Source organism: Synechococcus sp. M16CYN (assembly GCF_040371545.1).
Taxonomy (GTDB): Bacteria; Cyanobacteriota; Cyanobacteriia; order PCC-6307; family Cyanobiaceae; genus Parasynechococcus.
Genome location: NZ_AP029048.1, coordinates 18,766 through 41,895, shown reverse-complemented (window position 1 = coordinate 41,895; position 23,130 = coordinate 18,766). Strand labels below are relative to the sequence as shown.

At 45.8% G+C, this 23,130-nt stretch carries 20 protein-coding genes and 1 tRNA gene; 7 read left to right on the top strand and 14 right to left on the bottom strand.

The window, feature by feature from the left end; all coding sequences use genetic code 11:
* Positions 1–7 precede the first annotated feature (7 nt).
* From ABWV55_RS00210 to ABWV55_RS00195, 4 genes are all read right to left on the bottom strand, one after another.
* Positions 8–787, bottom strand: a complete 780-nt coding sequence (locus ABWV55_RS00210; RefSeq protein ID WP_353292754.1) for a response regulator transcription factor — start codon at positions 785–787, stop codon at positions 8–10.
* Positions 788–1,075: 288 nt separating this feature from the next.
* Positions 1,076–1,147: transfer RNA gene (locus ABWV55_RS00205), tRNA-Asn, on the bottom strand.
* 16 nt (positions 1,148–1,163) lie between these two features.
* Positions 1,164–1,853, bottom strand: coding sequence for an ABC transporter ATP-binding protein (locus ABWV55_RS00200; RefSeq protein WP_353292753.1), 690 nt, complete (start codon positions 1,851–1,853; stop codon positions 1,164–1,166).
* Positions 1,843–2,106 carry a hypothetical protein gene (locus ABWV55_RS00195; protein ID WP_353292752.1) on the bottom strand — a complete coding sequence of 88 codons (264 nt, stop codon included), beginning with the start codon at positions 2,104–2,106 and terminating at the stop codon, positions 1,843–1,845. The genes ABWV55_RS00200 and ABWV55_RS00195 overlap by 11 nt, the downstream gene beginning before the upstream one ends.
* Positions 2,107–2,275: 169 nt before the next feature.
* Here ABWV55_RS00195 and psbD point away from each other — a divergent pair, with 169 nt between their 5' ends.
* On the top strand, positions 2,276–3,331 hold the full coding sequence (gene psbD / locus ABWV55_RS00190) for a photosystem II D2 protein (photosystem q(a) protein) (RefSeq protein ID WP_353291789.1): 1,056 nt from the start codon (positions 2,276–2,278) through the stop codon (positions 3,329–3,331).
* A 1,748-nt stretch (positions 3,332–5,079) separates the two neighbouring features.
* On the opposite strand, the gene ABWV55_RS00185 is transcribed toward psbD, so the two are convergent.
* A complete protein-coding gene (locus ABWV55_RS00185; protein WP_353291788.1) occupies positions 5,080–6,576 on the bottom strand; it encodes a glycosyltransferase family 39 protein in 1,497 nt (498 codons plus the stop codon).
* A gap of 173 nt (positions 6,577–6,749) precedes the next feature.
* On the opposite strand from ABWV55_RS00185, the gene ABWV55_RS00180 reads away from it, so the two are divergent.
* The 3 genes from ABWV55_RS00180 (at position 6,750) to ABWV55_RS00170 (ending at position 11,019) form a co-directional block, all read left to right on the top strand.
* Positions 6,750–6,908 (top strand): hypothetical protein, encoded by a 159-nt coding sequence (locus tag ABWV55_RS00180; protein ID WP_353291787.1) that lies wholly within the window; start codon positions 6,750–6,752, stop codon positions 6,906–6,908.
* A 1,057-nt stretch (positions 6,909–7,965) separates the two neighbouring features.
* Positions 7,966–9,534, top strand: a complete 1,569-nt coding sequence (locus tag ABWV55_RS00175) for an iron uptake porin (protein WP_353292751.1) — start codon at positions 7,966–7,968, stop codon at positions 9,532–9,534.
* Between the two features lie 825 nt (positions 9,535–10,359).
* The gene (locus ABWV55_RS00170; RefSeq protein ID WP_353291786.1) at positions 10,360–11,019 is read left to right on the top strand and encodes a J domain-containing protein; all 660 of its coding nucleotides are present in this window, start codon (positions 10,360–10,362) and stop codon (positions 11,017–11,019) included.
* 430 nt (positions 11,020–11,449) lie between these two features.
* On the opposite strand, the gene ABWV55_RS00165 is transcribed toward ABWV55_RS00170, so the two are convergent.
* Both ABWV55_RS00165 and ABWV55_RS00160 read right to left on the bottom strand, forming a co-directional pair.
* Positions 11,450–11,575, bottom strand: a complete 126-nt coding sequence (locus ABWV55_RS00165; RefSeq protein ID WP_353291785.1) for a hypothetical protein — start codon at positions 11,573–11,575, stop codon at positions 11,450–11,452.
* Between the two features lie 581 nt (positions 11,576–12,156).
* The gene (locus tag ABWV55_RS00160) at positions 12,157–12,411 is read right to left on the bottom strand and encodes an NAD(P)H-quinone oxidoreductase subunit O (protein ID WP_353291784.1); all 255 of its coding nucleotides are present in this window, start codon (positions 12,409–12,411) and stop codon (positions 12,157–12,159) included.
* A 355-nt stretch (positions 12,412–12,766) separates the two neighbouring features.
* Here ABWV55_RS00160 and ABWV55_RS00155 point away from each other — a divergent pair, with 355 nt between their 5' ends.
* Entirely contained in the window at positions 12,767–13,723 is a 957-nt protein-coding gene (locus tag ABWV55_RS00155) for a TIGR01777 family oxidoreductase (RefSeq protein WP_353292750.1), read from the top strand.
* On the opposite strand, the gene ABWV55_RS00150 is transcribed toward ABWV55_RS00155, so the two are convergent.
* The 3 genes from ABWV55_RS00150 to ABWV55_RS00140 form a co-directional block, all read right to left on the bottom strand.
* Positions 13,644–14,033, bottom strand: a complete 390-nt coding sequence (locus ABWV55_RS00150) for a hypothetical protein (RefSeq protein WP_353291783.1) — start codon at positions 14,031–14,033, stop codon at positions 13,644–13,646. The genes ABWV55_RS00155 and ABWV55_RS00150 overlap by 80 nt on opposite strands.
* A 668-nt stretch (positions 14,034–14,701) precedes the next feature.
* Complete coding sequence (locus ABWV55_RS00145; RefSeq protein ID WP_353291782.1) at positions 14,702–15,121, bottom strand: hypothetical protein; 420 nt, start codon at positions 15,119–15,121, stop codon at positions 14,702–14,704.
* A 60-nt stretch (positions 15,122–15,181) separates the two neighbouring features.
* Positions 15,182–15,574 (bottom strand): iron-sulfur cluster assembly accessory protein, encoded by a 393-nt coding sequence (locus ABWV55_RS00140; RefSeq protein WP_353292749.1) that lies wholly within the window; start codon positions 15,572–15,574, stop codon positions 15,182–15,184.
* A 70-nt stretch (positions 15,575–15,644) separates the two neighbouring features.
* Here ABWV55_RS00140 and zds point away from each other — a divergent pair, with 70 nt between their 5' ends.
* On the top strand, positions 15,645–17,108 hold the full coding sequence (gene zds / locus ABWV55_RS00135) for a 9,9'-di-cis-zeta-carotene desaturase (protein WP_353292748.1): 1,464 nt from the start codon (positions 15,645–15,647) through the stop codon (positions 17,106–17,108).
* A 2-nt stretch (positions 17,109–17,110) separates the two neighbouring features.
* Positions 17,111–17,551, top strand: a complete 441-nt coding sequence (locus tag ABWV55_RS00130; protein WP_353291781.1) for an SRPBCC family protein — start codon at positions 17,111–17,113, stop codon at positions 17,549–17,551.
* A gap of 301 nt (positions 17,552–17,852) precedes the next feature.
* Here ABWV55_RS00130 and ABWV55_RS00125 read toward each other — a convergent pair whose 3' ends face one another.
* From ABWV55_RS00125 to ABWV55_RS00110, 4 genes are all read right to left on the bottom strand, one after another.
* Positions 17,853–18,665 carry a uroporphyrinogen-III synthase gene (locus ABWV55_RS00125; RefSeq protein ID WP_353292747.1) on the bottom strand — a complete coding sequence of 271 codons (813 nt, stop codon included), beginning with the start codon at positions 18,663–18,665 and terminating at the stop codon, positions 17,853–17,855.
* A gap of 1,062 nt (positions 18,666–19,727) precedes the next feature.
* Positions 19,728–21,332, bottom strand: coding sequence for a glycoside hydrolase family 3 N-terminal domain-containing protein (locus ABWV55_RS00120; RefSeq protein WP_353292746.1), 1,605 nt, complete (start codon positions 21,330–21,332; stop codon positions 19,728–19,730).
* Entirely contained in the window at positions 21,322–21,717 is a 396-nt protein-coding gene (rbfA, locus tag ABWV55_RS00115; RefSeq protein ID WP_353292745.1) for a 30S ribosome-binding factor RbfA, read from the bottom strand. Before rbfA ends, ABWV55_RS00120 begins: the two co-directional genes overlap by 11 nt.
* Positions 21,717–21,923, bottom strand: coding sequence for a DUF751 family protein (locus tag ABWV55_RS00110; protein ID WP_353291780.1), 207 nt, complete (start codon positions 21,921–21,923; stop codon positions 21,717–21,719). Before ABWV55_RS00110 ends, rbfA begins: the two co-directional genes overlap by 1 nt.
* Positions 21,924–23,130 lie beyond the last annotated feature (1,207 nt).

Sequence of the window (23,130 nt, the reverse complement as noted above, 5' to 3'; positions counted from 1 at the left end):
AAGGTTTTTAAGCACTGGCACGATCGTCTTGCTGTTTACGCTCCTCGCGCGTGATCGGCACCGTGTCATTCAACTGACAATCTGAGGGCAATTCAAGGCAATAGCCAGCGCCATAAACAGTTTTGATGAAATGAGGCTTGCGAGGATCGGGTTCCAGCTTGGTTCGGAGATGCCGAACGTGAACACGGATCGTTTCGATATCATCGTCGGGCTCATAACCCCATACTTCCTTCAAGATCAACGACGGTGCAACAGTCTGACCGTGTCGCTGTAGCAAACAGTGAAGCAGCTCGAATTCCAGGTGAGTGAGTCGGACAGGACTATCGAACCAAATGGCTTCAAATCTCTCTGGCACAAGAGTTAAGGGGCCATAGCTGAGAATTTCGTTGTGATTGCTGGCTCCCAAAAGAGCACGGTCACTACGACGAAGAAGAGCCTTAATACGCACCTGGAGCTCTTCCAGATCAAAGGGTTTGGTAAGGTAATCGTCAGCACCCGAGTTAAAACCGCTCACCTTGTCCTTAGTTCCTCCAAGGGCTGTGAGCATTAAAATGGGAATTCCAGCCGTGCGTTCATCACGACGTAGGCGTTGACAAAGGGTGAGACCATCCACTTTGGGAAGCATCAGATCTAGGAGAATCAGATCTGGGGTGTATTGCAAAGCAAGCGCTTGGCCTTTGATGCCATCATCGGCGCGTTGAACATCGAAGCCGCTGTGCTCCAAATGGCCGCTAACCAAGTCGCGCATGTCCTGGTCGTCTTCGATCAGCAGGATGCAGGGCTTCATCGATTCGGCATAGGTAACGATTGGAACAATTGAAAGCGCGATTCGAGCGGGTAAGCAACGCTGCGCAGATTCTCTCAAGCTTTTCTGACCTTTGGAGAGTTCAGATTTGACTCACTATATTTTGTTGGAGCACAAGAATGACTGTTATGTACAGCATGACGAGAAATAAGAGGAATTTACGAGATCAACCTATATCAGGAACTCTTCCACTTCCAGAAACCCGTTGTCACGAAAATCTTTATTTCTGCTAGCAGAAAGCCACAGCTCCGGCTGCGGCTTTCCAAAGAACTCCCCGGGCGGGATTCGAACCTGCGACCAATCGATTAACAGTCGACCGCTCTACCGCTGAGCTACCGAGGAACAAAACACAAATAGCTTACTTGCTGAACCTCCCAAACTGCAAGCGTTGGCCAAGTTCTGGCCCAGAGGTCCAAGGCCCTATTCGTCCCATACTCATTTGAGCGGCGCCATCAGCTTGACTAAGTTCGTCAAGGCGATGGGTAATCCAGAAAGCAGTAATTGGTTTTACTGGATCATGACAAAGCTCACGCACAGTATTAAGAACGGTACGCTGACCCTGTGGATCTAGCAGAGCGGTTGGCTCGTCAAGCAAGAGCAGCCTTGCATCACTCGCCAAAGCACCGGCAATGGCGAGCCTTTGTTTTTGTCCACCACTAAGGGTATGTATGGGCCGTTTTGCCAAACCATGAAGGCCGAGTTGATTGAGTAAGGCCTCGACCTTCTTTCGACGTTGATCCATGGATTGATTGGGTCGTATCCCAAGCATTAAGTCGCTGCCACAGCTGGGGAGAAGCAATTGATGATCGGGGTTTTGGAAAACCAGCGCCGATGACCGTTGGCAATAGATAGATCCAACTTGAGGTTGAAGCAGGCCGGTGACCAGGCGAAAAAGCGTGCTTTTTCCACTGCCATTGCTTCCTACCAACATCCAAAGGCCTGGTTTGGAGATGGTCAGGCTGCAGCGATTCAATGAATGGTGGCCATTAGGCCACTGGTAACTAACTGAATCAACATGAAGCTCAGCGTTTACTGGGTCAGGGATCAACTGAGAAACCCGGTCGTTTGCTGCCACCTGTCGCCGAAGCTTTCTCGTAAAGCTGGACGGCAAGGACCTCATTGATTGGGAGCGCCGCCTTTTTTCCCTCTACCTTCTCGCAGGTAAGATCAAGAAGGCGAGGCTGTCCATGGTCAATGGCCTGGCGGATTCGTTGATAAAGCGCTTCCGCATCGCTGGGTTCTTTGCGTTGAACAGATACCGGAATCGGGCTCATTCGAAGGGTTAGTTCAATCACGTACACGGCATTTGGTTTCAATGTGAGTGCATCTTCGCGAAGGGAGCGAGACTGTGACAGCTCTAGCTTGTAAGTATTTTGACTTATCCATCAGTATAAGATGTAGAAACTCGTCTCTGATTCCACGTCCTCCCTTTACACTCCCTTATGTAAAGCTTCATGAAGTGCTACTCTCATGACAATTGCTGTAGGACGCGCGCCTCAGCGAGGATGGTTCGACGTCCTCGATGACTGGCTTAAACGCGACCGCTTTGTATTCATTGGCTGGTCCGGTCTGCTTCTTATGCCGACGGCCTATCTGGCTATCGGTGGATGGTTAACCGGTACTACCTTTGTGACCTCCTGGTACACCCACGGCATCGCGTCGTCGTACCTAGAAGGTTGTAATTTCCTCACCGCTGCTGTTTCGACTCCTGCTGACGCGATGGGTCACAGCTTGCTACTGCTCTGGGGCCCTGAAGCCCAAGGCGACTTCGTCCGCTGGTGTCAGCTCGGCGGTCTTTGGGCTTTTACTGCTCTACATGGCGCTTTTGCACTGATCGGCTTCATGTTGCGTCAGTTCGAAATCGCACGTCTTGTCGGCATCCGTCCTTATAACGCCATCGCCTTCTCTGGCCCCATTGCGGTGTTCGTCAGTGTTTTCCTGATTTACCCACTTGGCCAAAGTAGCTGGTTTTTTGCACCCTCCTTCGGTGTAGCGGCGATCTTCCGCTTTCTTCTCTTTCTCCAGGGCTTTCACAACTGGACCTTGAACCCATTCCACATGATGGGTGTGGCTGGTATCCTCGGCGGCGCGCTGCTGTGCGCCATCCACGGCGCAACCGTGGAAAATACCCTGTTTGAGGATGGTGAGCAGGCGAATACCTTTAAGGCATTCGAACCAACTCAAGAAGAAGAAACCTACTCAATGGTCACCGCCAACCGTTTCTGGAGCCAAATTTTTGGTATTGCTTTCTCCAATAAGCGTTGGCTACACTTCTTCATGCTGTTTGTTCCGGTGATGGGTCTGTGGACCAGCTCTATTGGCATCATCGGTTTGGCCCTCAACTTGCGCGCCTATGACTTCGTGTCACAGGAAATTCGTGCTGCTGAGGATCCTGAATTTGAGACCTTCTACACTAAAAACATTCTCTTAAACGAAGGTCTGCGTGCCTGGATGGCACCAGCTGACCAGCCACACGAAAACTTCGTCTTCCCTGAAGAGGTTCTACCCCGTGGAAACGCCCTTTGATTTAAATATCAACATAAAGCAAATTCTTTAATTGTTTTCCAAAGTAATCCGGCCTCCTTTTGGGGAGGCTTTTTGTTGGAGACATAAATGATTAACTTGTAATTTATTTTCCATATATTTTTAATTATTTTTTTTAAGATCGGAGAGGAGCCTTATTTAATAGCTTAATATAGGTCTAGATAAAGAATAAAATGGCAAAAACCATTAATATATAAAATAACTTATTTAATTTACCTCGTTATCATGGCTGCAAGCAAGAAAAATTAGTAATTTAAGCAAAGACTTGATGTATATTCCTTTTTAAGAAGATAGAATATAAGTGTTTATTTCTGACACGTCACACAACAGAAAGCAACTAGCATTGGCAAAAACATATAAATATATTCTGATTTAGATTAGTGTTACTATTTTATCAATAAACTATTTTGTATTTCAAATTTTAATTGAGAATATGTAATAATGAGATTTGCCAATATAAAAATACCCTTGGATTCAGGCTATACATAAATATAATAAAAATGTCTTGGTGTTTTCTAATTTCTAGGATTAAGAGATAGTACCGTATAACTTTTGTTATCATTTTCAAGTAAAATATTATAATCTATTAATCAGTATCGTTATTTTTTGTTCAGTATAGTCTTTTTCTATGTAAAAAATTTAACTACAAAATTTAAAAGCTCTTATAAAAATTCAGAAAAATTTCAGTTTTTTAACTGAAATTTTTTACTTTTATTCATAATTATTTTCTTACTTTAGAAAATAATCAGTTAAGTACATTCACTGTAAGATTAGAATTTATAGAAATATAAAATATTAATTGGTTTATTTTATTAATTAAGCAAGATTATCAAGATTTGAGTTTATTAAATTTAATAAATATAATATTTAGAATTAGATTAATATTTCTGATTTTTATCAGAAAGTTTCAGTATTTAGATAACTATTTTATATGATTTTAGTTCTTATTTTTTACTATTGCTATCTTCATAGTGTGCTACTTAAGTTTTTTATAATTTTATTAATGTTATAAAAAGTGTAGAATAACTAGCATCTTAAATAGCAAAATATTTAAACTTACTAAGAATAGTTAAAACTATCTATTGACAAGGCTAGATATAAATTTTATGGTTTCATTTTTATTTTTTAACCATATACAAAGAGATCACTTTGGCTCAATACAGGACCTAACCGAGCAAGTTTGGCTATCGTCATATATTAGCTTCATTACTAACTATTAACCTAGACTAATAATTACTTAGGTAAAGCTACTATGTAAATTTTAAGGACAACAAGTAGAGAGACTGATTAAGAAATGGTAGGTACTTGAGTCCAGCTGTTACGATCATACAAGTGCGACTTAGATCCTAACAGACACCGAATGAAGCATATTAAAATCAGATAGGGTGTGATCACCAGTTTGTATGAGCTAGCTATCAGTCTTTCGGTATCAGTTGAACTATTATCCAAGCTACTAAATCACAGCAGATGACAATCTGAGCTACAGCTTCTTTTCAGCGATATAGAGCAATCGTATACTCGGTCAGTCATGTATATTTTATTAAAGGTATCGAATCTAAGTTATCTCTATATTTAAATTCACTAAATTTCTTTGACTAAAAAACTAAGGACCTAGAACCTCAACCACCTTTGTGTGGTGGATAGTGATAAATCGTAGAGTAACCTCAATAAATTGGTTAGACCTGGACTGGCTGCTATAACCAGAATTTTTTGCTATGCCGAGAATCGGACTAATCGCATTGCCACAGTTGCCATTCACCCTTAACAGGTCTATTTGCTAGATGACAGTCTGGAATATGACGGTTACTGACCACCCAGTGTCTGTCATCCGGAGAGCTTTTTTGGTAGAAGCGCGACAGTTCCCTATCGGCGTACCAACTTAGTGATGGACGAATTGGACCCTCTACTAGGACTTCAGCGTTCACAGGCAATTTTTTTATTTCCGCAGCGATGGGTCTTGGATCCCAGCTTTCGTTAAGCTCCCAGAGCCAAAGGCGGCTTTGCCAAAGAGTCAATAGAGCCAATCCCCAGCCGATCAAAAGAATTACAAGTCCTTGAGCTCGGTGACGTCTTGCGTTGTTTTGCAGGCCGTGACCACCGGCCAACAGTCCCAGCCCTGCACATACAAGGCTCAAGTTTGGAATTGTAAGAGTTTTGTCGAAGATGGCAACGCAACCTAGGATGGTAAGGAGGCATCCGATCGCTCTCCAGCTCTGAGGTACCCAACGGGGCTGTCCCCGTTCCAGCAACTCTCTTAGGCCTTCTGCACAAACTAGGGAGATTGGTGGCCAAAGCAAGTGACTGTACCAGGGAAGTTGCGTACGTAGGGGTAATACCATTAGGGCGCTGCCGAGCAAAAGACTAAGCTGCCAACGTCCAACGGTCTGCTGACGATGGGTCCAGATCCAGCTGATACCACTTGGGAATAGTAGTAGCCAGGGCCATCCCCCTTCCAATATTTCGACCCATGGTATCCACCAGCCGAAGCCATCGCCAACCTTTGTGGTGATACGGGCTAACCCTTGTCCTCCCCACATCAACAAAGCTTTATCACCTCGAACGATCCAGTGCCAAACGTGCCAACTCACTCCAGGTAAGAGGCCTAAGACGAGCGCACACAATCGACGTCCTGTTGGACGGAGAGTGCGTCCGCTGGCGACAAGGACAATCAGCCCAAAACCTAAAATTGCCGGTGGTTTAAGAAGAAGAATACCGCTACAAGCTAGGCCTGCTGCGAATGCTTGGCCATGATTGGTTTGGGAGTTAACCCAACCCCACCAAAGCAGAAGGGTACAACTCACCAATGTTCCATCAAGCATAGCCAGTCGCCCATGGCGAGCCATAGGCAGCAGCGTCATCAGCACAAGTCCAGAGAGTAACGCCGATCGCTCGCAACCTTTCGCTCCCAGGGTGCGTCTCAGCAAGAAGATTAGAGGTATGGCTAGGCTAGAGATCAATGCCGGCAGCAGTCTTACAACATTCTCTTGCTTGCCCTGAGTTCGGATCAGCTGACCCATCGGCCAATGAAGCCCTGGAGGCTTGTTCAGGTATGAGTGCTTCCATTTCATGGGAAGCAACCCTGTAGTGGAACGAGCCACATTGGCAACGAGTCCTTCATCCCAGTCTCGAAGCGGTAAATTTCCGAGTCCCGGTAGCCAAAGAATCAGGGTGAGTAGCCATAGAAGAAATGGCGTTAACCATCGATGGGGTTGCTCCATTCGCACCATCTTCTGAACATCTCAGTTAATGTTCAGGAGTTCCGATCGCAGTGATGTGGTGACATCTTCGGTCTTTTTAGTCTCAGATCTCACCGAATGCATCGCCGGCGCTCAATAATCCCTTGAGGAGGAGGTGTCCATGATTTCCAGTTCTTTGATGCAGGGTCTGCTGATCGCGGAGGATGCCGGCTGAACGGCTGCTTCTGACTGATCATCCGGTTCCGTGGCAAGAGCGGACCCGGCGAGAGCCCCCGAGCGGTTTTCCACTCGGGGGCATCGTTTTAAAACTGCTTAGCAACGACGAATTTGACACAAAATCTCTTAGGCAAAGTTTATTTTGATTTTTTTAGTTAGAATTAGATTATGACTTCAACTGCAGTTACTCATTTTATTGTACAACAGTAATGTTGCTTTTGACAAAATGCTATAGCTTTTTGCTGCAGTTACCTCCAATTACTTTTATAAAACAATCTCGTAACGTTCCAATAAGTTTAGATCTACAGCAATTAATTTTACGCCTTGTAGTTGCCTAACCAAGTATTTGCCCCACACTGATCATGAAGGTGTATCAGTATGAGGTGTCGAGTACTTAAAGAAAATGGGGGTGATGTGTTGGCGGCAATGGAAGCTTACAGTTGAATTAAGTTTGCAACTCGCCATGCCGGTGACTTGACCCGCCCACTGCACGCCCACATCCACGGGTCAATGATGTCTGGGATCAGAGCAAATAAGCCTTTGCAAGGCTTATGCTGGTCGCTAGCCAGAATGACAAAACTAAAATTCGATTTGGAGATAAACTGAATTAGAGGAGCGTAGCAAATAGTATTGACAGAAACGATTATTAGCTATTCGGGCGAGCTAAGGGTAGTTCCATTAAGGCTGAGCCTGGCCAGCGAGGAAATTTAGTATTATCTAAAACTGAAGTCGAAGCAATAGACAAAAACCAATTAGCTCAAGAAACCATAAGTGGCCTAATTTGCGACACGTCTGGAGGCGTGGATGGCTAATCGGCCGACGTGGTACGAAAACCCATCACTGTGATCGGGCTGACTAACACTTTCAAGAAAAGTAATTTTTAAATAAATTCGGTGATGGCTTGAAAATGGTCGACTAATCGGCAGCGATTCGAGTATCTGTAGAAACTTGCTGCACTTATTGCCAAAGGTCGGTCATTTTATCATCAGTATCTTTCTTCCATGTAGTTTGATCATGCACAGAATTAGATAGGCTTCTCTTCAAGCCAGATTAGTTCACTATGAACAATTAATTGACAATTTTGTTACCGTTAATACTAGACATGTGTTTTTGTGGCATACCTTCTGTCGTAACTACGACAGTTAAGGGACTATCAGTCGGATGGGCGCCGTTACGCCCATGTTCTGTGTGAGGAATTCTCAAGTGAAGCTTTTCCAGCAAATACTGGCGGCTCCCGCCACTCTTGGCCTTCTGGTCTCTGGTGTCAATGCCGCTGAGATCAACATCAACGGTGTTTCTGACTACGCGGCTGACTCTTCTACTAACAGTCTTAACCAAGTCGCTAGTGTGACCCAATTCTCTGACGTTTACCCTACCGACTGGGCTTATCAAGCACTAAATAACCTAGTGGAACGGTATGGCTGCGTTGCTGGTTATCCAAACGGAGCTTTTCGTGGTAACCGGGTAATGACTCGATACGAGGCCGCAGCACTGCTGAACTCCTGCCTCGACCGTACTACCGAAGTCACTGACGAACTGCGTCGCCTCCTTAATGAATTCGAAACCGAACTCGCTATCGTTCGTGGCCGTGCCGATGGCCTTGAAGCTCGCGTTGGCGAATTGGAAGCAACCCAGTTTTCCACTACTACTAAGCTTAGGGGCACAACCCACTGGGTATTGGGTGCTGCCAAATACAGAGGCAAAGGTAGCCAAGCGCAAACCGCTGCTAACGGCGGCACCTCTTTTAGTTACGACCTACGTCTAGGCCTGGAAACTAGCTTCACTGGCAAAGATAGTCTAACGACGCGTTTACGCTCAGGCAATATGAATAATATCTTTGTTGGTAATGGTGTTGGCTTATTTAGCCAAGAGTATGGATTTGACACAGATAATGCTGTTACTATCGATCGCCTTCTTTATAGTTTTCCCATCGGCGATGAGTTTACCGTTGTAGGTGGTCCTCGCCTTCGTATGGACGACATGCTGGCGGTGTGGCCCAGTCTTTATCCATCTGACGCAACGATGGATTTCTTCACTTATGCAGGTGCCCCTGGCGCTTACAACCTAGCTCTTGGCGGTGGTGCTGGTATCTACTGGCACACTGACGATGGCTTTAGTATTTCCACCAGCTACTTGTCTAGCAACGCTGAGCTTAGCAACCCCTATGAGGGAGGTATAAGTACTGATGGTTCTGGATTCAGTGCCACTACCCAGATTGCTTATGCACCTGAAAGCTGGGGTATCGCCGCCGCTTACACTAAGGCTTCTGGCATCAACGGTGTTGGCCTTTACAACGGCAACGCTACTCGTGGTGCTGTTGACCTGTCCTTATCCGACAACCGAACAGACTCCTACGGCTTGAGCGCTTGGTGGATACCCGAAGAGTCTGGTTGGCTTCCTCTCATTAGTGCTGGTTGGGGCCTTTCGGATATATCTGAAAGCAACATGCCCGGCGTAGAGCGCGCTACCACCCAGTCTTGGTATGTAGGTCTTGAGTGGTCTGACGTCTTGTTGGAGGGTAACTCTTTTGGTATGGCCGTTGGTCAGCCTACTTTCGTTACAGAAATTGATGTGGAAGACGGGACAAATGAGAAAGATTACTTAAATGGCGGTGGCTACGCCTGGGAGTTCTTCTACAAGTTCCAGGTCACCGACAACATTACCGTCACCCCTGCTATTCATTATTTAAGTGCTCCCTTTGCGGACACTCAGCGTGATGATAATAAACTCAGCGCCATGGGCGGCTTGATTAAAACCACCTTTAAATTCTAAGTAACTGTCCAACAGACATTTTGACATCCCCCAGATTAGATTTTGAGGCTTTCTAATCTGGGGAGTTTTTTATGGTTATTTTTTAGACAGGCTATTTCTATGGCAACTGCTGCAGATATCATGACTTCAATTAGTGAGCCATGACTTGTTTTCATTAATCGAAAAACACATTCTTGGAACTTGCAATCGCAAATGTGAACCAAACCAGCAGTATTACGGTCGTTTAGCATTGGCAAATTCTGGTAATTACAATGCTGGAGTTAATTAGGTAACGCTAGTGTCTATCAACTGACTCTTACCGTATTTAATAACTTGAATATAGAATTGATCGACACATGTGAACGCTTGATGGCTAGGGTAACTTGGTCCAACTGCAGGTTTTGATGTCCCGATTTCTAATAAGAGCATAGGGTGAGCAATGCCGAACTTCAATTGAATTCTTAGGCATCGACTAATTCCATCTACTAGATCATAAATGTGGAAGGTGAAACGGGCACAAAGTCTTCTAAGATTTCTGGATAAGCACTTTTCGTATCCACGAAAATTCTTGGGATGTCAGCTCAGTTATATCAATCAATTTTCACCATCAGTAACAAGGAAATTATGGAGACAGGAATAGGTCACAGCTTGAATTGATACATAAAATCGATAGTGATGCAGCTACTGTGGCCATCTTTTGATTAGCTCAGTGGCTCCGGGTGATAGTCATTAGACAGATCATTGTGATGTTGGCTAGTTATAGCAGAGCAAGCGTTGCTTTCTCACACTGATGTTTAACCGTAGGCTGATTTTATCAACATGGCGAGATGAGTGGAGGGTAGTGTTATGACTAATCCTTATGTTGTGCTTGGGGTCGGTAGCCATGCGTCGGCCGCAGAGATTAAAGCGGCTTACAGGCGTTTGGTTAAACGGCATCATCCTGATGCTGGTGGCAGTGATCAACGGATGCTAGCGCTGAATGCTGCCTGGGAAGTACTGGGGGACCAAGAGCGTCGCCGAGACTTTGACCGCAACTATCGCGTTAACTCTACTGTATCAATGGATCAGGATCTTCACTGTACCAGAAGATCCTACGACCAGGCTATTGCTGATGACGATGCTTTGGCGAAATGGCTACGTCAGGTTTATACCCCAATCGATCGGCTGCTTGGTGAGGTGATTCATCCATTCCCCAGTCAACTCAAGGCCTTATCGGCCGATCCCTACGACGATGAACTGATGGAAGCCTTTTGCGGCTACTTACAAATCAGTGTCCATAAAATGGATCGGGTGAAGCAATTGTTTCAGTCTTTGCCAACTCCTATTTCGGCACAAGGCTTTGGATTGAGTGTTTACCACTGTTTATCTGAAGTGGAAGATGCCCTGGCTGAATTGAAGCGTTACACTCTAGGATACGTGGACAACTATCTCAACGACGGTCGCGAGATGCTGAGGGAAGCAGAACAACGTCGTCGTCGCCTATGGGATGAACGTCGACGGTTTTAAAAGATTCCATGAGGCAACAACTAGCGCTTTTTGGGGAGCGTAAGTTCCGATTTGGCTCTGGTCCCGCCGTGCTGGATCGGCTTTGATAGAAGCTGTAGGTTATCTTTCCTACCGAGATCAGGTTGATCATTTCAACAGTGCTCTAGACCATGGTTATACGCTCGGTTTGTGTCCTGAAAGAGGTTGACGAGAGTAGAGAATCTTACTTAATCTCTCTTCAAAGATTTCTCCACTAAGTTCTTTTGTGAACGGCGACTTGATGGATGTTAATGGGGGAGGACTTCGGCAAGCCGCCCGAAATCTCAACCGACAGCACAGTCTGTTGTCGGCTGCTTTTGCAGACTAGGCGTCGTCGTTTATAAGATCCAAGTTTATTAATCTGGTTTTAGTTTTGTTGAGATTATGGACTGATTATGTGTTGAGTACACTGTTAACCTTTTGCGATACTCTGATCCTGGAGCTTGGACATATGACCGGCGTTGAGCGCTGCCGTTGGGGTTAGTCCTTGATCTAATACCCCAGTCGATGAGCTTTGTAGCCAACTCCTCAGGATCATTTGCAGGTTGATTGTGATGTTGAATGACTAAAGTCCTAGCTAATACTGATGTATTCTGTGACGATCTCTGAGGTGACGAATATTAGATTTAGCCATCAATTGGGGGGCGATGGCCACCATGAACTGCTCCAAGGCCGTGTTCGCTCCTATTAGGTTGCGCTTGCAAAAGGACAGAACTTAATGCCTGAAATGCCCCCTCATTTACGTCATCGGGAGATAAAACATTTGCGGAGAACTCTAAAATATTAGTAACCCCGCTCTGGCACTACTTGCTAGGCCGACAGACTTTGGCGATTTGTCGACTTAGCTAACCTAGTTGCAAGGCTTTATTCCATTGAACCTGCGGTTTGCAACCCACGTCGGCTTTCTCGACTGCGCGGAGTGTGAATTTTGAGTAGCCGCTTTTTCATGGCGGAAACCGCCCCACAGCGGTACTAGGTATCGCCGTACTTACAGATTGAGATTGACTAATAATCTCAGTGATACACTGTCTAGTACCTCACGGAAAACCATCACGGCTATGAACAGCGTTTCCACGGTCACAATGTTTAGTGAGAAGAGCGTTTGAAGGTTCTAACCATTCACGCGTATACTTCTAACTGGTCAATGCGAAGCCACACATCCGGCACCGGACGTTTCCAGCGTACTTGGCCGTAGTTGCCTTTAACAACTAAAAGCTCACCTGGACCTTCAAAGATGTAGTTTGGTGGGATGGGGTCACTGGCAGCTGCTTCGATGCTAGAGGAATAAGCTTTGCGGTTTACCTTCACTAAGGTACCTTTACGCAGGCCTGTCGGTTTGGTCTTGGCGGGTGCGCTGGTGTTAATATCAGACATGATTAGGCTGGTAGGGGTGTGAGGTTTAAAGCCAGTGGGTTGACACTACATGTTTATTTCTCCGTGTAATGAAACTCCAGCTGTTCGATTGGCGGTTTTTGAGATGCATGACCTTTGAAAGTGGCAGTGGTTTTTGTTAATGATCTGGCTGCGCTGTTTCAATTGTTATGAACTTTCTTCTATATGAGTTTTAGCTGGTTAATGCAAAGATTAATGTTGTAGTTAGACTTTAAAGAATCGTTAAGGATACTTCATTCTTCAGACAAATTACGGAGTGGCATGGGCCAGCTCTGGTTTAATCGCCAAAAAAGATCCAACCCGTTCTAGCTTTGTTACCTTGCGCAACTACCGCCCCATGCATCTTTTGTTGCTTGGCTGCACTGGTTTTATTGGTTATGAACTGGTACCGATTTTATTGCAGGCTGGCCACCAACTTACACTGGTAAGTCGTAAATCAGCTCGAGGATATGAATTAGAACGCAGCAACGGACAGATAGATTGGTTGCAGCTTGATCCAGCTATTTCTTCGTCGTGGCAGAACCCTCAGCTCACTAGAGCGCTAAGTCAAGCCGAGGGTGTGATAAATTTGGTAGGTGAACCAATAACAGGGAGACGTTGGAATGCGTCCCACCTCAAAATTTTGGAGGACAGTCGTTTAGAAACAACGCGATTATTAGTAGAAGCAATTGCAATTTCATCGTCACCACCTGGCGTACTGATTAATGCATCAGCAGTTGGATTCTACGGCACAAGCACCACAACTAAATTTGTCGAATCTAGTCCTGCGGGTGATGATTTCCTAGCGTCTCTGTGTCAACGGTGGGAGGCGGCAGCTACCGCCGTCCCTGGCTCCGTTCGCCAAGTCATCATCCGAATCGGCATCGTATTAGCTTCCGGTGGTGGCGCGCTTGGCAAGATGCTGCCGGCGTTCAGCGCTGGTTTCGGTGGACCGATTGGCAGCGGCCGGCAGTGGATGAGCTGGATTCATCGTAGTGATCTATGTGTTCTCATTCAGAAGGCCATAGAAGATTCAGCTTGGTCTGGTGTGGTGAATGCTGTAGCACCTGAGCCCGTGTCGATGGCAGTCCTTGCCAAGGAATTGGGCCTTAGCCTTAACCGTCCAAGCTTTTTGCCGGTACCTGGACTGATACTGCGATTCCTTCTCGGTGACGGCGCTAAAGTCGTCCTGGAGGGGCAACGGGTAGCTTCAGAGCGGTTAGGTCAGCTGGGTTTCAGCTTCCGCCACTCGACCCTGACTTCAGCACTCGCTGCTGTAACCAGCGGAAGGTCCCACTCAAACAGGCAGACATGATTAACAAGCTGAGAGCTGGCGTGAACAGAGGCTGCCAAAGCTTTTGAAAAAGATCCATCACGTTATCTTGCCCTTGGCTCTGCACTAAGACAGCGGTAGCCAAGAATCCCGCTCCGAAAACAACCACCAACACATTCATCATTAGTAGACGATCTAGCCAGATTTTCCAGCTGGGTTCAACGTTTGGCCTCGTCATAGTGTGCGGTAGCGCAGCAAAGGCTACCGGTAAGGAGACTACCTCTGAGTCTTCCATCCGCTGTCTAATTTTCGTTGGGTTCGCTTCAGCATGGGTGTTGCAGTTCTGAATCATTACAACCTCTCGCTGCAGTGGTTGAGGATTCGAGTTGTGAGATGGCGGCTAGGTTTTCAGTTTTTGTCAGTCTCTGTAGAAGCACAAAATATTGCGAATTCTATTTGGGTGTCACGTCGCTTCTGCAAAGCACGCCACGAACTGAGGAACCTAATCCGGAAAGTCATAGGGTTGATTTAATTGTGAAGATAAGCTGCCCCACTAAACTGACGAAATGCTAGTTATCAGATCACCTTATTGCGAGCTTCCTTAAAAGATGTGATAGCACATCTAGAGGTGCCGCTTGGTGAGATTGGTACATATAGGGCTGCAGTGGGTACAGGTAAGACCCCACAATAGTTAGGACAAGCAGGTCATGGAATATAATGGATATTGGCAACTCAGCTTTTCAACAATGAGACCGCGTCAATGAGTATATTGGGGCAGACACAAAGAGTTTCAGGCCCAAATAGATTTTTCTCAACCTTCCCCTTGTAAGCTGACATAATCGATTTTGTTTATATTCGATTCCAATTCGTAGCTACTCCCCAAGATTTACATGTTTCTGCTGATCTAAGAGGCTGCCCTTCGGCCTGACCGCGGGATTAATGCGGCAACGTCATGGTTGTAAATATGGAACCCGTCTCTTAACTAGAGATTTAGAGAGGTTCTTCTTTGACAATTGATTTTCAGAGATTGAGCCAGGCTTTTACTTTTTCGAGAGCCTTCCATCCGGGCTTGCGTTGTAGGCCGTCCTCTATAGAACTTTTAAGGTCCCCAGTTGATTCAGGAGCGAAGGTGATCACTCGTTGGACTACCTGAATGTGGTCCCGGACGCCTTTAGACCGCGTTTCAAGAAGCGCCAGGCTGAGATTAATTCTAGCCTGAGGGTCGTAAGTACTAAATTTGACTGCAGTCCGAGCTGACCGGAGGGCGTCTTCTGGTTGGTCACACAACAGCTGCAACCAGGATAGGCAAATCCAACCAGCGGATTGGCCTGGCGCTGTCTCAGTGATTCGGAGGAAGTCGGGCAGCACATCAGATGCAGAAGCACCTGCCTGATAGCGAGCCATGGCCTGATTGAATAGGCTGTCTGAAGATGTATCCATCGACGGTAAAATGTTGTGTGTTCTTCTTTAGATTCCCATGCGACGACCTCTTAGGCGAGACTAAACCGCGAAGGAACTTCCACAGCCGCAAGTCTGTATTGCATTGGGGTTTATAAAATTAAATCCACCTCCGATCAGAGCAGTGTTGAAATCCAGTTTCATGCCGTAAATGTACAGTAAACTTTTGGGATCACATATCACTCGGAATCCAAAGCCATTGGATAATTTGTATTCATAGATCTCATCATCTGGGAGGGTATCGGAAGTAGGAACGAAATCCATTGTGTAGCTCATGCCGCTGCAGCCACCGGAGCGAACGCCAACTCGAAGAACTTGGTTGGTCTCTTGTTCAGCGCATAGCCTAGCAAGTTGTTGCATTGCAGGTTCGGTGATCAAGATACCTTTACCGTCTTTTGCAGCGTGGGTTGGCACTGCGGTTGGAGTTGTGGTCATTATCACTACGTGATCGACTCTCACTTTACGGAGGCTCATAAATAAAGTCGACTAAGTTGCACACTTCATGGTGCGAGTCGCAATTGTTGGTTCTGGTCTCGCTGGCCTTTCTGCCGCAGTGGATCTTGTGGATGCAGGCTATGAAGTAAATCTTTATGAGGCACGTCCATTTGTAGGCGGCAAGGTGGGCAGCTGGGTAGATCCCGATGGCAATCACATCGAAATGGGCTTGCACGTTTTCTTTTTCAATTATGCCAACCTCTTTGCTCTAATGAGGAAAGTAGGAGCTTTTGAAAACTTACTTCCAAAAGATCACACCCATTTATTTGTCAATAAAGGTGGTGACCTGCGTAAGCTTGACTTTCGTTTTCCCATTGGTGCTCCGTTTAACGGCCTTAAAGCGTTTTTTACTACGCCGCAGCTCAATTGGATCGATAAATTACTTAACGCGTTGGCGCTAGGGACAAGTCCTATCGTTCGTGGCCTAATTGATTACAAGGGGGCGATGCGTACAATTCGCGCTCTTGACTCAATGAGTTTTCAATACTGGTTTATAAGACATGGCGGTAGCCTCGAGAGTGTTCGTCGCTTGTGGAATCCAATCGCTTACGCGCTGGGTTTCATTGATTGCGAGGCTATTTCTGCGCGTTGTATGCTCACGATATTCATGATGTTTGCCTCGAAAACCGAAGCTTCGAAGCTAAATCTACTCAAGGGATCTCCCCACCGCTGGCTCACAGGCCCGATTCTTGACTACATACAGGCTCGTGGCGCTAAGTTGCATTTGCGTCATCGCGTGAAAGAGGTGATGTTCAGTGAGGTTGGTAGGTCTTTGGTGACCGGTTTTTTGCTAGGAACGCCTGAGGGAGACTCTGTTGTGGAGGCTGATGTTTATCTGGCTGCCTGTGATGTTCCCGGTATTAAGCGCCTGTTGCCGAAAGCTTGGCGTAAATTCCCTCAGTTTGAAGCAATTCACAAACTCGAAACCGTTCCGGTTGCCACGGTGCAGCTGCGTTACGACGGCTGGGTAACGGAGCTCAGTCACGAGCAAGCCAAACGTCGGAATCTGTCTAATCCCAGTGGCTTAAATAACTTGCTGTATACCGCTGATGCGGATTTCAGCTGTTTTGCCGATCTCGCCCTGGCGAGTCCCGAGGATTACCGTAAGGATGGACAAGGGTCTTTGCTTCAGTGCGTTCTGACTCCTGGTGACCCTTGGATATCGAAGTCGGTTGCCGAGATCATTACGCACACAGATCTTCAAGTGCGAGTACTTTTCCCGTCAGCTCACGACCTCACGCTTACCTGGAGCAATGTGGTGAAATTGGCTCAATCGCTTTATAAAGAAGCACCTGGAATGGAACCCTATCGCCCTGATCAGCGTACCCCGATTAGTAATTTTTTCTTGGCGGGTAGTTACACCAGACAGGATTACATCGATTCAATGGAAGGGGCGACCATGAGTGGTCATTTGGCTGCTGCTGCCGTACTCGGCCGGCCCGTCAGACTGGCCACGAATGCAGCGGTGGCCTAACGATGGGACGCTGGCTAGAAAACACGGTGACCACAGAGGTTCAAGCTTATGCCGACAAGGCTTGGGCTGTTTGGAGTGATCTTGAAGCTATGCCGAAATGGATGCGTTGGATTGAATCAGTGAGAATGCTGGATGACGACCCTGATCTTACAGATTGGACGCTTGCAGCTCAGGGGTTTCGCTTCACTTGGAAAGCCCGCATTACTCAGCGAGTCGAAGCGCAACAGCTTCATTGGGAATCTGTGAACGGCCTTCCTACAAAGGGCGCTGTACGCTTTTACCCACAGTCGCTAGAGCGTACGATGGTGAAGCTCAGCGTCAGTTACGAATTGCCAGGGGTTCTAGCGCCACTAATGGAGCCTAGCATCTTAGGGGGAATTGTGACGAAAGAGCTCCAAGCCAACCTTGATCGTTTTCGTGATTTGGTAGAAATCAACGGCTGAATTAGCAGAAGTTTGTGTTACTAATTCAACGTTGATCGCGATAGAGTTGTCATCCTGCAGAGATACCCTATCGATCGTGTACCATTTTGCAGCTACTTCGCAACCCCGTGCGCTGTAGACTGCCAGGCTGGTTTGCAGCTTGATGCATATGAGATTACGACCTCCGAATTACGTATGACCCCCCAATCTATCTCATAGGTTCTGTGGTAATCGAGTGCGCGTCAACACCTTTGACCCTCAGTACTAGCTTCAGGATGATTTAGCTGTCTTGACTGTAAGTCAGCCCGATTATAGGATGAATTCAAAGTTTCTTCCGCATTGCTCGATTGCAGGCTTCGGCTAGACCTTCCATATCGTGAGGATCGGCTTCTGCATCCACCCGGCCAAAATGTTCACGACAGCTCCGACTAGTCTGAGGGCCGATCGACACCACTGATACGCCCCGCAGGTGTCGCTTCCAATCATTGCCAAATCGCCCTTGCAATAGTTGGGCGGCGTGCAGTGCGGTTTTGCCGCTGCTGAAGGCGACAGCATCCGCTGAACCGTCTACCAAGGCCTTAGCTGCCGGTTCAGCGATCTGTTCTGGACAGCGGGAGTCATATGCCGCTACTTCTACAACTCGTATCCCCGCTGCTTTGAAAGACTCTGCCAACAAAGTTCGGCCACCGTGTTGGACTCTTGGAAGCAGCATGGTCAAACCCCAGCCAGATTCCGGAAAGTGGTCAATTAAGCTGTCAGCAACAAAACTTGGTGGCACGAAATCTGCAGGCGCACCGAGATCCTTGAGCAGTCGAGCTGTTCTGCGCCCAACGGCCGCAATTTTTAAACTCGATGGCAATCGGCACAGGCCGCCTCCCAGCCGTTGGAGGCGATACTCCACGGCCTGAACGCCGTTGACACTCGAAAATACTAGCCAGTGAAAGTCCTCCAAGCTAGCTAAGGCTTCGTCCAGCGGCCCCCAGTCATCTGGGGGAACAATCACCAAAGCTGGTAAATCGAGAACCCTGGCACCTCGCTGCTCTAACAGTTGTTTTGTCGCCCCCTGTTGATTAGCTGCACGGGTCAAGATCACTGTGCAGTTTTGGAGGTGGTTTCTCGAGCCCGGGTTGTTCACATCAACGACTCCGCACAATGCTTCACAATTTCTTGGATATTGTCGAGGGACTAGAAGGCTTACTGGAGTTGATTTAACTATGCAATAGCACAGTCACTGCAATTTGAGCTCTGTCTACTGACAGCTGTAGCGTCTCACCTTGCCCTGATCTGACTCTAAGTCAGTTTTATGTATACCTGGAATGCCAGTTCGAGCTTAACAGGCACCACCTCAAGAAACTGTTAAATGGCAGTCTGTGTGAGGTCGATTGCTTAGTTAAAGTTTGTAACTAAGCTGTCCAATCGAGTAGTGAGTCTAGGGGGATGCTCTAAGGCTGGGGTTAGCGCTCAAGGGTATCTCGAGGGCGTGATGAGAAAAATAATTAGGTTAAGGTTGTCAACCTTGAAAAGAGTCGGGCTAGACTGAGGTAAGGTGAAGAATGAATTCATGGTACTCGCTAACCTAAACGACGGATAATTCCAGACTCTTTTCCTTAATTTTGGTTAACAACAGATCTAGAACTCGCATAGGTGATTGGGCCTTGCTTAAAGTAAGCCTGTCTTCTGCTGTCTGGTACAAGCAATACGTCTTTATTAGTCAGCACCAGTAAGCAGTTAGACGGATCTACAGCCGCCATAAAGGCGGAGTATATCTGTTGCAATTAGCGATGCGCTATTGTGGCTGCTAAACATCAAAGTTTGAACATTTTCTCAATCGCTAAATTAGAAGATTCGACCAAACTAATGTGAAAATGGTATCACAATCGCTGACCACACTTGTCTTATGAGTATTGAAATTATGGTGTTCATTCCTTTACTCCAGGAAGCAAGGGGGGAGCGTTAGCTACAGCAAAAGATACCCTTGGCCATTGCATTGTTCGATTTGGATATCAGCTCTCAAGGACGATGAAGCCAGCCTCTGTGAAAGTGATGTCAACCCACTACTACCTGATAAATAAGTCCCTTTTCCTGAAACCGGGTAAAGGCCCATCCTACTTTCCTGTTATTTTATAGTTAGTTACAAGAAGGCTGATCGTTAATGGTGGCGACCCTTAGATCAGCAGAGACTGGGGCGCAGGGGGGATTAGCTGGTGAAATTTGCATAGGCCGTTGTGGTCTTTGCATTGTTGAAAAGAGCTATCAATACTTGTTGTTGAGCTTCAGGCATTTGTCCCGGGCTATAAGCCGCAGGAATGCCAGGTTTCAAAGCAGTTTTCAGCTCATCCCAGATGTAAGGACTGCCATAGATCACAAGGCCCGCTAATCGATTCAGCCGCTGCAATTGCCGCACAGCAGCTGACCAAGGCTCACGGCTGTCTTGCTGGCCACGAAAAGGATTGCCTCGTAGGAACAGTTGTAGAAGTACGGGACCCTCTCCGAGGCGATTGAGCGCCAGTGGAGAGTCATCTTGACTTTGCCAAGGAGAGACTCCTTGACCGTGGATGACTAGGCTCTGGAATCCCTGAAGCTCCGGTAGGCGTAACGCAGGTGCTATGCCATAGAAGGGAGAACAAGGGGAAACACTATCCACGCGGACCAGGTTAATGCCCCGGGCGATATCAATTCCGGCGTTAGGTGTGATGTGGAGACAAGTAGTTATCAATTCTTGTTCCAGTGCTTGCTCTGCATCAGATGTGATCGGGGGCATTGTTTGCAGCGGCTTCATTACCCGCTCTAATGCTCTATGGCGTCGCTGAAGGGAAGCCTGCAATCTTGCCTGAGAAAACCGTCCACTGCGGAAAGCATCGCATAAGCCGGTGATTGCTGCATCGGTGTCGGCTGGCATTAAAATTAAATCAGCTCCAGCTTCGAAGGCCAATACTGCAGCCTCAGCGGCGCCATAACGCATGGCAACTGCTTCCATTACCAAGGCATCGGTCACTATCAAGCCGTCAAAATCCAAATCAACTCTCAGCAAATCAGTGAGTATTGCTTTTGAGAGGCTGGCGGGATGATCCGAATCAAGCTCAGGTAGTAATAAGTGTGCAGTCATTACGCTATCGACCCCTGCAGCAATGGCCTCACGAAATGGCAGCAGCTCAACTTCCTTTAGCCGGTCTCTAGTGTGAGGGAGTACTGGTAGGCCTAGATGGGAGTCACTGGTAGTATCTCCATGGCCGGGAAAATGTTTGGCACAGCTAAGCACACCGGTAGTTGATAAGCCACGTTGAAACGCAGTAACGAGCGCGCTCACGCTGGCAGAGTCCTCTCCCCAAGCCCGTACATTGATCACTGGGTTGGCCGGGTTGTTATTTATATCGCAAACAGGTCCGAGGACCCAATTCAGGCCGCAGCGGTGAGCTTGGCTTCCGATGCAATGGCCGTAGCGCTCCGCCAGGAGTAAAGCTTGCTTCGGGTGGTTTTGGTACAGTCGTCCAAGTGCCAAGGGTGGCACTAACCAACTGGCTCCCTCGAAGCGCTGGCCAACCCCCTCTTCGACATCAGCACAGATTAACAGTCGTCGATTACTCCACCGCCTCAGCATTAAAGTTCGCTGCTGTAGTTCTACAGCACCTCCTCCCAATAGGATTACGCCGCCAACACCCTGACAGAGACAGCGCTGTAACTCAGCGTTGCTTAGCTCCCACAAGGGATAGCGGCGCTGTCGATCGTTAAGATAGCCACTGGCCCGAACCAGAATTAGTTCGGCAACCTGCTGTCTCAACCCATTAGCCGGATTACAGCTCATCACTTCCAGGAGAGATATCACCGCGTTTTTGACGTTGATCCCCAAGTTTGTTGAGCAGCCTTAATACGGAAGTTCCTTTTTCTAAGCCCCGATCAAGCTGGAACTTCATTTCCGGTGCGCGACGCATCTGCAGCCGCCGTCCGAGTTCACCTCTCAAGTAACCGCTCGCGGCCTTCAGCCCCCCTAAAACTTCGTTGCGGTCGCTTGATTCACCAAAAATGCTCACGAATATTTTGCAATGCTGTAGATCTCCAGTTATCTCAACCGATGTAACGCTTACAATGCCCTTATGCACTCGTTCATCATTAATGTAATTGATCAGTAGTTCGCTGATTTCCTTGCGAATTAGGGCCTCTATCCGCTTAATCCGACGTTTTTGTGCCATCACGCCATCGGAACTCCATACACCATGGCACGGAGTACTAACGAAAGGCTGATACAACCGCTGATCAATGCCCCGATCAGGGCCACTGCGGTGATCGGATTATTAAATCGCTGGATAAGGGGCTTCGCAACGGAGTTCATCACCCCGAGTGTGAATGTCACTAAATAACGCGGATAACGAGTGACATTGAGAAAAAACTGTCTCATAGTTAATTATCGTATTTGATTTTAAAGATTATAAGGAGTTTAAACAAGTTTGAGATCTGGATTTTTCAAGCCTCAAAATAAATCATACAAATAAAATATATTACGTTTTAATGTTAACATTAAAAGTACTGAGACTGTGCCTAAGAGCTTTGCAAAAGTTGCAAGATTTTATAAATAAAATTTTATTTATTAATTAATAAGAAATATGTAACCCAACTTTTTAGATAAGTATTTGGTTTCTGATTATAATTTGGTGCTCAACATACAAATTATAGTTACTTAAAATAGAAGATCTCTTCAAGATAGAATAATTAAAAAGATTAAATAATCTGATTAAAATAACTTAATTTGATTTAAAAATCCAAATTTTATTGATGTTAGTAATTTTACTTTTAAAGAAATTAGTCTAAAAACACAAAAAATTGCTTAGTTAATTAAAATTTTACTGTTTTTATATCATGAATAAATTCAATCTTATTCATTATTTGATTAGATAATTAGTTGCTAAATATGTATGATAATTACATTCATATGTTTGAAATTACCTTTGAGCCTCATTTTTTAGTTACTATATCAATTGAGTTGCTTGATTAGAGAATAGATATGATATATATAACTACATCTAATAGTAAATTACTTAAGAGAACAGTTAAGATTAATTTAATACTCATAAAAATAAACTTTTTATAAAACTTATGCACGCATTATAAAACTATAACTTTATATTTACAGATATAACTACTTGTAATAGAAACACTATCTTTTTATACTTACTTTTCACAATTTTTGAGTAATAATAAGCAGACTTTTAGTAATTATTAAACTTTATTTAAATGAAGTTTACAAAATGATATTATGTTCAGTAAAATTTAATTTTTGCAAATAAATTTACTTGACTATAGATGAAATGCATTTATTTACTTTGCTTTTAAATATTTTTTATAGTCCTTAATTTTAATGTAAGTTTTTTATATTTTAGAGTCGACCTTAATTGCTTTAGCAGAATTAACAGCAATAAAATATTTGAGCAATAATTATAGTTGTAATTATTAAAGAGAGAAATTTTATTCACACTATGAATTATGTATATAATTCTCCTCTTGGAAATCTACTGTATAATAAAATTCCTTAGCAATTGCTTTTATTTTTAAATGATACAATTTCTGGCTGTACCTATAAAACTAATTTAATTCAAAGTTTATATATG

Coding starts and splice junctions, on each gene's coding strand:
- ABWV55_RS00210 (WP_353292754.1), bottom strand. CDS start 787: ATGAAGCCCTGCATCCTGCTGATCGAAGACGACCAGGACATGCGCGAC.
- psbD (WP_353291789.1), top strand. CDS start 2,276: ATGACAATTGCTGTAGGACGCGCGCCTCAGCGAGGATGGTTCGACGTC.
- ABWV55_RS00185 (WP_353291788.1), bottom strand. CDS start 6,576: ATGGTGCGAATGGAGCAACCCCATCGATGGTTAACGCCATTTCTTCTA.
- ABWV55_RS00180 (WP_353291787.1), top strand. CDS start 6,750: ATGCCGGCTGAACGGCTGCTTCTGACTGATCATCCGGTTCCGTGGCAA.
- ABWV55_RS00170 (WP_353291786.1), top strand. CDS start 10,360: ATGACTAATCCTTATGTTGTGCTTGGGGTCGGTAGCCATGCGTCGGCC.
- ABWV55_RS00165 (WP_353291785.1), bottom strand. CDS start 11,575: ATGATCCTGAGGAGTTGGCTACAAAGCTCATCGACTGGGGTATTAGAT.
- ABWV55_RS00160 (WP_353291784.1), bottom strand. CDS start 12,411: ATGTCTGATATTAACACCAGCGCACCCGCCAAGACCAAACCGACAGGC.
- ABWV55_RS00155 (WP_353292750.1), top strand. CDS start 12,767: ATGCATCTTTTGTTGCTTGGCTGCACTGGTTTTATTGGTTATGAACTG.
- ABWV55_RS00150 (WP_353291783.1), bottom strand. CDS start 14,033: ATGATTCAGAACTGCAACACCCATGCTGAAGCGAACCCAACGAAAATT.
- ABWV55_RS00145 (WP_353291782.1), bottom strand. CDS start 15,121: ATGGATACATCTTCAGACAGCCTATTCAATCAGGCCATGGCTCGCTAT.
- ABWV55_RS00140 (WP_353292749.1), bottom strand. CDS start 15,574: ATGACCACAACTCCAACCGCAGTGCCAACCCACGCTGCAAAAGACGGT.
- ABWV55_RS00130 (WP_353291781.1), top strand. CDS start 17,111: ATGGGACGCTGGCTAGAAAACACGGTGACCACAGAGGTTCAAGCTTAT.
- ABWV55_RS00120 (WP_353292746.1), bottom strand. CDS start 21,332: ATGAGCTGTAATCCGGCTAATGGGTTGAGACAGCAGGTTGCCGAACTA.
- rbfA (WP_353292745.1), bottom strand. CDS start 21,717: ATGGCACAAAAACGTCGGATTAAGCGGATAGAGGCCCTAATTCGCAAG.
- ABWV55_RS00110 (WP_353291780.1), bottom strand. CDS start 21,923: ATGAGACAGTTTTTTCTCAATGTCACTCGTTATCCGCGTTATTTAGTG.